Genomic DNA, 11,554 nt, shown 5'->3' with positions numbered 1-11,554 from the left:
TGTTCCTGGCGGTGCGGCGCGCGCCGTTTTGCGAGCGCCGCACCTGACGGTTAAAACGGAAGGTGAATCAGGCTTTGACTCAGGCGCCGATCGACTTCGCGTACGCGTCGGCGTCGATCAGGCGGTCGAGCGTCGCGTCCGCGGCCGGCTTGATCTTGAACAGCCAGCTGTCGTACGGCGCGCTGTTGACCGCGTCCGGCGAGTCGCCGATGGCCGGGTTCGCTTCGATGACTTCGCCCGAGACCGGCGCGTAAATGTCGGAAGCTGCCTTCACCGATTCGATCACGGCGACGGTAGCGCCCGCGGTGACGGACTTGCCCAGTTCCTGGACTTCGAAGAAGACGATGTCGCCGAGCGCTTCCTGCGCGTGGTCGGTGATGCCGACCGTCAGCGTGCCGTCCGCTTCGGTGCGGACCCATTCGTGCGATTCGGTGTATTTCAGATCGGCCGGGATGCTCATCGGATGCTCCTAAACAGTATGTTCGGTAGTGTTTTGAATGTAGGGGGCGTGCGCCGGCCGCTTAGACCGCCAGCACCTTGCCGTTGCGCACGAACGGCAGTTTTACCACGCTTGCGGGGCAGGCTTTGTCGCGAATCTGGACGTGCACGGTGTCGCCCGGCTGCACGCCTTTCGGCACGCGCGCGAAGGCGATCGACTCCTGCATGGTCGGCGAGAACGTGCCGCTCGTGACTTCGCCGTCGCCGTGCGGCGTGACGACTTTCTGATGCGCGCGCAGCACGCCGGCGGCCTTGCCGTTTTCCTTCAACAGGATCAGGCCGACGAACGCGGCGCGCGAGCCGTCGGCTGCGAGCCGGCTCTTGCCGACGAAGTCGCGCGGCGCGCTCAGGTCGACGGTCCACGCGAGGCCGGCGTCGAGCGGCGACACGTTGTCGTCCATGTCCTGACCGTACAGGTTCATGCCGGCTTCGAGGCGCAGCGTGTCGCGCGCGCCGAGACCGGCCGGGCGTACGCCTTGGGCGGCGAGCGCATTCCACAGCGCTTCGACGTGCGTAGCCGGCACGATGATCTCGAAACCGTCTTCGCCGGTGTAGCCGGTGCGCGCGATGGTGAGTTCGCCGAACGGGGTGGCTTCGACCCGCGCGGCGTTGAACGGCTTCAGCGCTTCGGTCGCCGCGCGCACTGCTGGCACGGTTTGCCAGGCTTTTTCGCGCGCGTTCGGGCCTTGCACGGCAATGATCGCGAGATCGCGGCGCGCCGTGATGGTGAGGCCGAAGCCGCCCTCGACGTTGAGCTGGCCGAACCAGTCGATGTCTTTATCGGCGGTGCCGGCGTTGACGACCACGCGGAAGTGATCTTCGCCGAAGTAATAGACGATCAGATCGTCGATCACGCCGCCGTTCGGGTTCAGCATGCAGGAGTAGAGCGCGCGGCCCGGCGTTTGCAGCTTCGCGACGTTGTTTGCGAGCGCGTATTCGAAGAACGCGCGTACGCGCTCGCCGGTGAAGTCGACCACGCACATGTGGGACACGTCGAACATGCCGGCGTCGGTGCGCACCGCGCGATGTTCCTCGATCTGCGAGCCGTAGTTGACGGGCATGTCCCAGCCGCCGAAGTCGACCATGCGGGCGTTGAGCGCGCGGTGAGCGGCGTGGAGCGGGGTGTGTTTGAGTTCGGTCATGGGGCCTCGGGCGTCTCGCGAAACAAAAAAGGCCATGCGGCGCTACGCCTCGCGGCGGTGTGCCTGCGAGCGTGCTTCTGCATGACCCCTCTGTCCTCGATACCTGAGAGATTGCGCTGCCGTGACTCTGATTCGTCACGATGAACGCGCGCCCCTTCGGTGGGCAGCCTGCCAGCTGTGCACGACGTGCGACGCGGATGGCTACTGCCGCTCTCCAGAGTGCGAAATAACCGCGGGAAGGCGGGTTCTTTCGACGCGGTCGGTCCTTTTGCCTGAGAGTTTGCGGGTGTGCCCCTTCGGCGGCGCGGCCTGCGTGTTTTCGCTTGCCAGCGCGCTCTCCCGACGCGTGCGGCGAATGTACGCGACGGGCCGGGGCTTGTCAAATAAAGGCCCGCGAGCGGTGCGGGGGCGGGCGCGGCGGTTTGGCGGCGTCAAAAAAAGCGCGGGACCCGAGGCCCGCGCTTTAGTGGCGCTTCTTTCCGTGCCGTCCATCACCGCACGATGAGCGGTAGTGGGTGCTCACCTGGCGGCTCGTTTGCCGCCCCAGTTTGCCGACTGATTCGCCGGCTCACTCGCCGATCGCATGAGCGGCGTTATCCAGCTCCTGATTCAGCACGCGCTGTTCTTCCGCCGACAAACCGCCGCCATGCTGCGAGGCCATGTCATGCGCTTCCTGGCGGATCGTCTCGAGGCGGTGGTGCAGCCCTGCGCCTTGCGACGGCGGGTAATAGCCCTGATTCACGCGGTTGTCGATACGGCGTGCAAGATTGTCGATGCGGCCGTTCACCTGACGCAGGCGCTGATCGGCGATCTGCTGAGGAGTGGGGCCCGGATGCGGCGCCGGTGGAGGCGTCACCACGCAGGCGGCGACGGAGCTGAGCAGCACGCATGCGGCGAGGGCACGGATGATTCGAGACATGGATTTTCCCGGAGTCGTTGTCGTATTGGATTGCTACCCGCTAGCAACGGATGACGACGAACGCCCGCTGACTCGGCAGCGGGCGAATTTGTAACGTTATGTTCCTTTCCGGAGCGTCAGGAAGACCCGCGCCGACGGCCTTCGCAGCGCGGAAGTCCGCGCCGTTTTTGGTACACAGAGTGGGGCGGCGCGGTCTCGGCGGCCGGCGGCGCAGGGCTCAGCGAATGCGCTCGAACGGCAGCCGCACGCCCTGTTCCGAGCTGCGCTGGGCCAGTTCGATGATCGTCATCACGTCGACTGCGTCGCGCGCACGGATCGGGAACGCGACGCCGTTCTGGATCGCGTCGGCCAACGCAATATAGAAGCCGGCGTACTCACCGTTCCGGGTCGGCAATTCGCGCTCGACTTCCTGGTCGCCTTCAAGCACGCGCAGCAAGCCGGGGGTATTGCCGGCGCCGAAGCCTTCGTCGCCGGGGCGCAGGCCAGCCTTCAACTGATCTTCCTGCGTATCGAGTCCGTGCTTCACGTAGCTGCCGCGCGTGCCGTGGATCGCGAAGCGCGGCCCGGGCAAGGCGGTCAGCGCGCTGGCGTGCAGCACGACCTCGAAGTCTTCGTAGCCGAGCTGGATGTGCACATAGTCAGGTGCGCCCGCGTCGTCGCGGTGCACGCGCACCGTCGCCGAAACCGTCTGCGGCGCGCCGAACAGGACGAGCGCCTGGTCGATCAGATGCGGGCCGAGATCGAACAGCAGACCGCCGCCGCGCGTCACGTCCTCGCGCCAGCGCTGGCGCACGCCCGGCCGGAAGCGGTCGAAATGCGATTCGTAGTGCGTGACGCGACCCAGTTCCACGCGCGCGAGCAGATCCCGTACGGTCAGAAAATCGCCGTCCCAGCGGCGGTTGTGAAAGGGGGCGAACAGCTTGCCACGCGCGAGCGCGATGTTGGTGAGCGTGTGAGCGTCCGCGGAGCTCAGCGTGACCGGCTTGTCCACGACCACGTGCTTGCCGGCTTCGAGCGTGCGGCGCGCGAGGTCGAAGTGCGTGTCGTTGGGCGTCGCGATCACCACGCAGTCGATGTCGTCGAGCGCGAGTAGCGCGTCGAGATCGGCGACGATTTTCGCGTGCGGATAGTCGGCGTGCGCGCGCTCGGATTGCCCGGTCGCAATCGCGGCGACGCTCGCGCGTCCGCAATGTTCGATCACCGGGGCGTGAAACGTCGCGCCGGCGAAGCCGTAGCCCATCAATCCAATCTTCAGCGATTCGGACATGCGAGTTTTCCTGGAAGAACGGCGCGCCGCCTTGCCACCGCGGCGGCGGCGCGCATTCGCATTATTGTGGCATTTGCGGGCTGGACTGGGGGCTCAGCATTGGGGCGGGCTCGCGCGCACTCTGTCGAGCGTTGGGGTCACCGAGGGCGTCTATCGCGGTGTCCGTCGCGGTGTCCGTGTTAACATCGCACCTCTCGCGCGCATTGCGCCGCCCAGCGTGTCCCGGGCCTTCGGCCGGCGCCTCCCGCCAGTCCGACCTCGGCGGCCCTCAACCGTATTACCCATCCACAAACGATGTCCGCAGGCCTGAATCCCGCTCAAAGTGAAGCGGTCCGCTATCTCGACGGTCCCTGTCTCGTGCTCGCCGGTGCGGGCAGCGGCAAAACGCGCGTGATCACGCAGAAGATCGCGCACCTGATCGAAGCGAAGGGCTTCGAGCCGCGCCACATCGCCGCCGTCACGTTCACGAACAAAGCCGCGGCGGAAATGCGCGAGCGCGTCGGCAAGCTGCTCGAAGGCAAGACGCTGACCGCGCCCGGCAAGGAAGGCCGCAAGGTGCCCGTGAACCAGCTGACGGTGTGCACCTTCCACTCGCTCGGCGTGCAGATTCTGCGGCAGGAGGCGGAGCACGTCGGTCTGAAGCCGCAGTTCTCGATCATGGATTCCGACGACTGCTTCGGCATGATCCAGGAACAGGTCGGCTCGACGGACAAGGGCTTCATCCGCAAGATCCAGTCGATCATCTCGCTGTGGAAGAACGGCCTGATCATGCCCGAGCAGGCGATTGCGACCGCATCGACCGAGGACGAGCATCAGGCGGCGATCGTCTATCGCAACTACGTGGCGACGCTGCATGCGTATCAGGCGGTCGATTTCGACGATCTGATCCGCCTGCCCGCCGAACTGTTCGCGAGCAACGAGCAGGTGCGCGACCGCTGGCAGAACAAGCTTCGCTATCTGCTGATCGACGAGTATCAGGACACCAACGCGTGCCAGTACGAACTGGTGAAGCTACTGGCCGGCAAGCGAGCGGCGTTCACGGCGGTCGGCGACGACGATCAGGCGATCTACGGCTGGCGCGGCGCCACCCTCGAAAACCTCGGCCAGCTCGGCAAGGATTTTCCGAATCTGCACCTGATCAAGCTCGAGCAGAATTACCGCTCGACGGTGCGCATCCTGACCGCCGCGAACAACGTGATCGCGAACAACCCGAAGCTGTTCGAGAAGAAGCTGTGGTCCGAGCACGGCATGGGCGACACGATCACCGTGACGGGCTGCAACGACGAGGAACACGAGGCGGAGTCCGTCGTGTTCCGGCTGTCCGCGCACAAGTTCGAGCGGCGCACGAATTTCCGCGACTACGCAATCCTGTATCGCGGCAACTTCCAGGCGCGCATCTTCGAGCAGGTGCTGCGCCGCGAACGGATTCCATACGTGCTATCGGGCGGACAGTCGTTCTTCGACAAGGCCGAGATCAAGGACATTTGCGCGTACCTGCGCCTGATCGCCAACGCAAACGACGACCCCGCGTTCATCCGCGCGATCACGACCCCGCGCCGCGGCGTCGGCAATACGACGCTGGAGGCGCTCGGCTCGTTCGCGGGTCAGGCGAAGGTGTCGCTGTTCGAGGCGGTTTACATGGGCGGGATCGAGGCGCGCCTGTCGCCGAGGCAGATCGAGCCGATGCGCGCGTTTTGCGACTTCATGCAGCGCCTGACCGACCGCGCGGAAAAGGACGCGGCGGGCACGCTGCTCAATGAGCTGATGGACGCGATCCACTACGAAGCGTATCTGTACGACGCGTTCGACGAACGCCAGGCGCAGGCGAAGTGGCAGAACGTGCTGGAGTTCATTGAGTGGCTCAAGCGCAAAGGCACGAAGGAAGAGCCGGAGCACGGCAGCGGCAGCGAGGCGACCGGCTACGACACCGCCGACGGCTTCGGCGACACCGGCAAGAACCTGCTCGGGCTGATCCAGACGGTCGCGCTGATGTCGATGCTCGAAGGCCGCGAGGAAGATCCGGATGCGGTGCGGCTGTCGACCGTGCATGCGTCGAAGGGGCTCGAGTATCCGCACGTGTTCCTGGTCGGCGTCGAGGAAGGCATCATGCCGCATCGCGGCGGCGCGGACGACGAACCGATCGACGACGCGCGCATCGAGGAAGAGCGTCGGCTGATGTACGTGGCGATCACGCGTGCGCAGCGCAGCCTGCATCTGAACTGGTGCAAGAAGCGCAAGCGGGCGCGCGAGACGATCGTCTGCGAGGCGTCGCGCTTTATCAACGAAATGCTGCTCGACGATGCGCCGCCGCCGACACCGGAAGAAGCGCCGATGTCGCCGAAGGACCGGCTCGCGAGTCTGAAGGCGTTGTTGCAGAAGCCATAAGCGGGCGGCGCTTCAGTGCCTGCCCGATGTGGTTGCTTGCCTGCGCATAAAACTAATCCCTGCATCGCGTTAGCGCATGCAGGGATTTTTCATTTCAGCGACGGCCGATGCGGCCCGCTTTACTTCACCGCGCTGACCATATAGTCGACCGCCGCCTTCACTTCCGCATCCGACGCGTTCGAGCCGCCTTTCGGAGGCATCGCGCCCTTGCCATGCAGCGCGTAGTTGTAGACCGTGTCCATCGGGTCTTTCAGGCGCGGCGCCCACGCTTCCTTGTCGCCGAACTTGGGCGCGTTCAGCACGCCGGCCGCGTGACAGGCCTGGCACACCGACTGATACAGCGCCTTGCCGGCCTGCGAAGCGTCCGCGCTTTGCTCGCCGCCAGCTGCCGGGGCGGCAGTTTGCGGCACGCTGGCCAATGCCGCCACTGCAGCGGCGGCCTGTTGAGCCGCGCCCGCGTCCGATGCGCCTGCCGCGGCTGCTGCACCGGACGCCGCGGCCGCGCCCGCCGCCGGTTGCGCCGGCTCGGGGAAGCTCGCGCCCGAATTGTTTGCCATATAGGCGACCGCGCGTGCGATCTCGAAGTCGCTGTAATCGTCGGGGCTCGTACCGCCGCGCGGCGGCATCGCGCCCTTGCCGGACAGCGCGGTGTGCAACAGCGTGTCGAAGCCTTGTGCGATGCGCGGAGCCCAGTCGGCGGTGTTGGTGAATTTTGGTGCGCCTGCCGCGCCCGATGCGTGACACGCCGAGCAGACCGCCTTGTAGACTTCCTCACCGCTCTTGTAGACGCGCGGCGCATTGGCGTCGCGGATCTCGACCTGGGCGATCGGATGGATGCGGGAGGCGACTTCGGCTTCGGAGAGGGAGTCGGTGCCGGCGCCGGTGCGCGTCGAATTGTCGACGTAGACGGCGAGCAGAACGATGATGACAATCGGCACAGCAAACCCGGCGATGACGGCGGCGACGAGCTGTGCTGGGGTTTTGATCGGGGCTCCGTGTGGTGCTTCGCTCATGCTTGTCTCGTCTCCGTGGGTATGTGAGCGGTACAGCGCGACGGCAACTTCTTGTTCTTTATCGGCCACGGACGATTATAGACGCAAGGTTTCGGCGGCGGCGAGGGGCCCCGGATCGTGTTCAGCAGGCGTTTACCCGGATCGTCACGGGCTGCCGCAGGGTGCGGGGAAGACGCAGGAGCGGGCGTCGGAGGCCGTGCGGTGGACGGTTCGGCCGAAACCGGGTATCCTTGCGGTCTCTCGCGTTGGCGTTGCGTCCGTTCTGGTTGCCCCGCTTTCGCGTTAATTCCCCGCAGTTTTGTGGTGAAGCGCCCGTAGCTCAATGGATAGAGTACTGCCCTCCGAAGGCAGGGGTTGCTGGTTCGATCCCAGCCGGGCGCGCCAATCTGATACGTCATTCGACACGTCTTCTTCGTCCTTCCAATGCGAGATTGTGGATGCAAGCTGACCTTGCTCCCTCGCATTTTCACGGCCTCCCCAGCACAGTAAGTTCGTCATCGCGTAGGGATCCGTGTGCACGCCCCTGGGAATCGCCAGTTCTACAGCCGGCCCCCGCTTAGTGAAGGGGGGCGCAGTGGGGCGCACGTCATATCCACCGAGGAGTTTGAAAGAAGGCAATCTCCACACTATCGCTCGGACGCCACATGACCGAATCAAAGGGCGAGAGGGCTGCCGATTCGCATGATCTGCGAGGCCTCCGCCATCAGCAAGCCCGCTAACCGAGCACGTTATAAACGTTGACGAATTCGCAGTCGTCGGAATAACCGCGCTTGAAGAACGTGATGTTGATGTTGCGCTCGACCGTCAACTTGATGTTGGTCTTATCCGTCGAGACGCTGGACGGGAAGAGACGATTCATCAGGTACCGCCGGAGCCCCTTCGCTTTCGCCCGCTTGATAGCGTCGTACAGAATGAAGTGTCCGACATTCTTGCCGTCGAGGACCTTCGAACCACCGATGGCATAGTAGGCGACGCCATTGTCGTAGGTCGTGACCGTGACGCCGTACGGCACGCCATCGGTAGTCCTCGCGATCGCGACCTCGCCTTTTCCAACCCGGCACATGAGAATCGGGTGCATGAACAACTCCAGCGTCATGCCATCAGCGTATTTGGCGAGCATCTCGCTTTTTACTTCCTGGATGACGCTGTAGATTTCTCTCGTCTTTTCACTGGTGATCTGATCGCCGCTCCAATATTCGACCACGAGATTCCTGGCGCACCAGTTGATGTGCGATCGATACGACTTGCGTATGCCGGAGATCAGTTCGCTGTCGGAAAGCGTCAGATCGACGTAGGGACGATCCCAGATCTGCGCCGAATACCAGCGCGCTTTCTTGAGTATCTGTTTGTAAAGCGCGAAGTGATCCGACGGCGGCTCCATGATCGCGAACTGGCTCGCGCCGAAGGCCTTGGTCACATGCTTGAGGTAAGCGACGACGACTTTGTAGACATCGCTTCGATTAGCCTTGGCATCGCTGAAATGCACCTCGATTGGCATGTACCCTGACGTGGGGTGATTGGTGACCCAGGCGGCCGAGTGCGTTGCATCAACAACGACCGGGACGGTTGCCACGACCGCGCCGTTAAAGCAGACGTGAAATGACGCGTTGTCCAACGCCGGGGGCGGCTGCAGGGATTCGAGTCCTGGTGTCCCGGCGAGTCCGCCGTACCGTGCGCCGGGATGCCAGAAGTTGGAGTAGACCGGTCCGTCGATGCAGGCCAGAGCCTTGAACTGGCGCTCGTCCCGATCGATTGCCTCGACAGACCATCCGGCGGGCAGGTCCGGCATCGGCAAGCCGCTGCCGGCCAGTAGGTCGATTTGCTGCGAGACATCGCCGAGTTGGCGGCCGAATTGGCGCGCGACGCGGCGCAGAACGCCAAGCCTTTCGATGAGCCGCCCGCTCTCTAGACAGATCTGCGCGATGTTCAGATAAGTACCGATGTGGACCAAATTGCTTGGCTGCGACTCCAGCGCCTTGATGGGCTCGCACCAGCCGATGCCGTTTCTGTCGAGATCGTCAAGGGAAAGCGACGTCGTGATCGAGACCGATTCCCCATTTGCGTTGATTTGAATCGTGGCTTGCTTGTTGATTTCCATTCGTCCTAAACACCGTGAGTCTTGCGTCCCCCGGGACATCGGGGAAAGCTCCGCATGTTCGTGGGCAGGATATTGGCTGAGTCAGCGCATTCAGAAAGGGTTGCGGCGATGAATGGCGCTCCCGGTTCGCGCTAGAACTGAAACGGCAGCACGAACATTCGTCGGGATGACGATCGGTGCGTGCGGTCTTTTCGACCTTACAAGGGTAGCGGAAGAGCCATTAGGGCAATCGATCGAACAACCCCCGGATTTGCCGCCAATTATGCAAATGTGCAATGACCCAGCGACGATCGCTTGATGCCGTGCGGTCGCCTTTTGCCGACCGCAGGTCGCGCATCTGCGATCCGAAATACACCCCGAACGCACGCTTGTTTGCTCGATTGAAGCGCGAGGAACGGCGGTAATCTACAACTGCCCATCGAGGGGCGGGTCCACGGGTGTGGGCGCGCTACCCTTCACGTGAGCAATCGGTCGTTGATCGCTTCATGAAGCAGCGGGAGGCCGTCCCAACAGGAGTTTTGCCGCAATGCCGCTCGTCAGTGTTCTGATTCCCGCTTACAAACCGCAGTTTCTCATCCGCTCGATCGCTAGCGCACTGAACCAGACTTTTGCGGATATCGAGATTCTGGTCGGCGACGACACCGCAGACGGGACGCTGGCGGAGCTAGTTGCGGGGATTGCCGATCCGCGTGTCCGGTATTTTCATCATGGCTTCCAGAAAGGGAGCCTTAATTGCCAGGCGTTGTGGGAGCGCGCGAGCGGCAAGTACGTGAAATGGCTCTTCGACGACGATCTGCTGATGCCAGGATCGGTCGAAACATTGGTCGCTGCGTTGCGGGACAACCCCGCCTCGTTGATGGCATTTCACGAGCGCGTATTTATCGACGCCAACGACAACATGACGGCCGCTCCGTCTGCTTTGCTGAAGATGGGGCAGGCGGCAAGGCTGGATCGTGCGTTTCTTGCACAACGCCTGGTCGGTCACGTTAACAACTTCGTCGGCGAGCCGAGCAACATCATGCTCGATCGCGAGCGATTCGACGGAGCCCGCCTTTTCGTATACCGCGACTGGCGACTCGGGTTCCTCGGCGACGTTGCTACTTACCTGAATGCCGCAGAGCACGGGCCGGTTGTCGCGGTCGGTGGCTACATGAGTGCGTTCCGGCAACATGGGGGTCAAGCGTCCAACCGGCATAGCCCTCATCTGAGTGCGGGTCTGTACGAATGGGAACTCCTTATCCGCGGCGAGGCGGAGGCTGGCCACATGGACCGTGCGACGCTGCAGATAGCACGGCGCAATCTGATGCAACAGTACGTGTTGTGGGGCACGTCACTTCCTGAGATTGCACGCTTAATGGCCAATCTCGACGAGCTGGTTGAGGAAGCCCCGGCCCGGCTGCTGCAGTCCGAACGCTTTCAGCGCGATTTTGATCATGCGAGGCGCGCTGTCGCGGCCCGGATCGCCGGGAGCAGAAGAAAGGGCGGAGCCGCGCCCAAGACCTGCGCGGTATGCGAGTCGACTGTCACCGGGTGGGTTCCACACCCCGAGATTCGGGACCGCGAGTTCATGATTCAGGTCGGGTCGGTCGGTTCTACCTTGCAGAATCATTTGTGCCCGCGCTGTGGATGCAACGACCGCGAGCGGCATCTGTGGCTGTACATGGGACGAGTGCCCGCGCTCGCCGATTTCTCGAACAAGCGCGTACTGCACATCGCTCCCGAGGCGGGGATCGAGCGCAGGATTCGCGCGCTCGGACCGCTCGAATACATTGCCGGCGACCTGTTCCCAAGGGGACCCGAGCACAGGAAGATCGATATCGAGCAACTGGAGTTTCCCGACGGCTACTTCGACCTCGTGATCTGCAATCACGTTCTCGAACACGTCGAACGACCCGATGCGGCGCTCGCGCAATTGAGCCGCTGCCTCGCACACGGCGGGCATCTGATTGCGCAGACTCCCTATTCACCGATGCTCAAACAGACGATGGAATTGATCGCGCCGCCAACCGAGGCATTCGCTACGCGGTATTTCGGGCAGAAGGATCACGTGCGCCTGTTCGGCGCAGATATCGGAGACCGGATTCGGGCAGCAGGGCTACACGGCGATCTATATCCGCACACGAGCGTACTGGGAGACGTCGATCCCGATACGTGGGGCTGTAACGGGAGCGAGCCGTTTTTCCTGTTCTCGAAGGGCGCGGCGCCAAAATTTGCCGACTGAAGCGGGCGCAT

General features: G+C 63.5%; 8 protein-coding genes, 1 tRNA gene and 2 riboswitches. Of the genes, 3 read left to right on the top strand and 6 right to left on the bottom strand.

What is annotated here, in order from left to right; genetic code table 11:
- Nucleotides 1-79 precede the first annotated feature (79 nt).
- From gcvH to L0U81_RS15525, 4 genes are all read right to left on the bottom strand, one after another.
- Nucleotides 80-460, bottom strand: coding sequence for a glycine cleavage system protein GcvH (gene gcvH / locus L0U81_RS15540; protein WP_233804023.1), 381 nt, complete (start codon nucleotides 458-460; stop codon nucleotides 80-82).
- Nucleotides 461-521: 61 nt separating this feature from the next.
- Entirely contained in the window at nucleotides 522-1,640 is a 1,119-nt protein-coding gene (gcvT, locus tag L0U81_RS15535; protein WP_233804022.1) for a glycine cleavage system aminomethyltransferase GcvT, read from the bottom strand.
- A gap of 80 nt (nucleotides 1,641-1,720) precedes the next feature.
- A riboswitch (glycine riboswitch) is annotated at nucleotides 1,721-1,868 on the bottom strand.
- A gap of 21 nt (nucleotides 1,869-1,889) precedes the next feature.
- Nucleotides 1,890-1,992, bottom strand: a riboswitch (glycine riboswitch).
- A gap of 216 nt (nucleotides 1,993-2,208) precedes the next feature.
- On the bottom strand, nucleotides 2,209-2,559 hold the full coding sequence (locus tag L0U81_RS15530; RefSeq protein ID WP_233804020.1) for a hypothetical protein: 351 nt from the start codon (nucleotides 2,557-2,559) through the stop codon (nucleotides 2,209-2,211).
- A 217-nt stretch (nucleotides 2,560-2,776) separates the two neighbouring features.
- The gene (locus tag L0U81_RS15525; RefSeq protein ID WP_233804019.1) at nucleotides 2,777-3,826 is read right to left on the bottom strand and encodes an oxidoreductase; all 1,050 of its coding nucleotides are present in this window, start codon (nucleotides 3,824-3,826) and stop codon (nucleotides 2,777-2,779) included.
- Between the two features lie 294 nt (nucleotides 3,827-4,120).
- Between L0U81_RS15525 and L0U81_RS15520 the strand changes: the two genes are divergently transcribed.
- Nucleotides 4,121-6,211 (top strand): UvrD-helicase domain-containing protein, encoded by a 2,091-nt coding sequence (locus tag L0U81_RS15520; protein WP_233804017.1) that lies wholly within the window; start codon nucleotides 4,121-4,123, stop codon nucleotides 6,209-6,211.
- A 119-nt stretch (nucleotides 6,212-6,330) separates the two neighbouring features.
- Here the strand turns inward: L0U81_RS15520 and L0U81_RS15515 are convergent, their stop codons facing one another.
- On the bottom strand, nucleotides 6,331-7,224 hold the full coding sequence (locus L0U81_RS15515) for a c-type cytochrome (protein ID WP_233804015.1): 894 nt from the start codon (nucleotides 7,222-7,224) through the stop codon (nucleotides 6,331-6,333).
- Nucleotides 7,225-7,532: 308 nt separating this feature from the next.
- Here L0U81_RS15515 and L0U81_RS15510 point away from each other — a divergent pair.
- A tRNA-Arg gene (locus tag L0U81_RS15510) sits at nucleotides 7,533-7,608 on the top strand.
- Between the two features lie 331 nt (nucleotides 7,609-7,939).
- Here L0U81_RS15510 and L0U81_RS15505 read toward each other — a convergent pair.
- Complete coding sequence (locus L0U81_RS15505; RefSeq protein ID WP_233804013.1) at nucleotides 7,940-9,322, bottom strand: hypothetical protein; 1,383 nt, start codon at nucleotides 9,320-9,322, stop codon at nucleotides 7,940-7,942.
- 526 nt (nucleotides 9,323-9,848) lie between these two features.
- Here L0U81_RS15505 and L0U81_RS15500 point away from each other — a divergent pair.
- Complete coding sequence (locus tag L0U81_RS15500; RefSeq protein ID WP_233804011.1) at nucleotides 9,849-11,543, top strand: glycosyltransferase; 1,695 nt, start codon at nucleotides 9,849-9,851, stop codon at nucleotides 11,541-11,543.
- Nucleotides 11,544-11,554: the final 11 nt, after the last annotated feature.

Origin of the sequence: Paraburkholderia sp. HP33-1 (assembly GCF_021390595.1) — a bacterium.
Taxonomy (GTDB): domain Bacteria; phylum Pseudomonadota; class Gammaproteobacteria; order Burkholderiales; family Burkholderiaceae; genus Paraburkholderia.
This window is presented reverse-complemented; position numbering and strand designations above follow the sequence as displayed.

Bases quoted from the DNA above. Each gene is read 5' to 3' on its own strand.
- gcvH (WP_233804023.1), bottom strand. From the start codon at position 460: ATGAGCATCCCGGCCGATCTGAAATACACCGAATCGCACGAATGGGTC.
- gcvT (WP_233804022.1), bottom strand. From the start codon at position 1,640: ATGACCGAACTCAAACACACCCCGCTCCACGCCGCTCACCGCGCGCTC.
- L0U81_RS15530 (WP_233804020.1), bottom strand. From the start codon at position 2,559: ATGTCTCGAATCATCCGTGCCCTCGCCGCATGCGTGCTGCTCAGCTCC.
- L0U81_RS15525 (WP_233804019.1), bottom strand. From the start codon at position 3,826: ATGTCCGAATCGCTGAAGATTGGATTGATGGGCTACGGCTTCGCCGGC.
- L0U81_RS15520 (WP_233804017.1), top strand. From the start codon at position 4,121: ATGTCCGCAGGCCTGAATCCCGCTCAAAGTGAAGCGGTCCGCTATCTC.
- L0U81_RS15515 (WP_233804015.1), bottom strand. From the start codon at position 7,224: ATGAGCGAAGCACCACACGGAGCCCCGATCAAAACCCCAGCACAGCTC.
- L0U81_RS15505 (WP_233804013.1), bottom strand. From the start codon at position 9,322: ATGGAAATCAACAAGCAAGCCACGATTCAAATCAACGCAAATGGGGAA.
- L0U81_RS15500 (WP_233804011.1), top strand. From the start codon at position 9,849: ATGCCGCTCGTCAGTGTTCTGATTCCCGCTTACAAACCGCAGTTTCTC.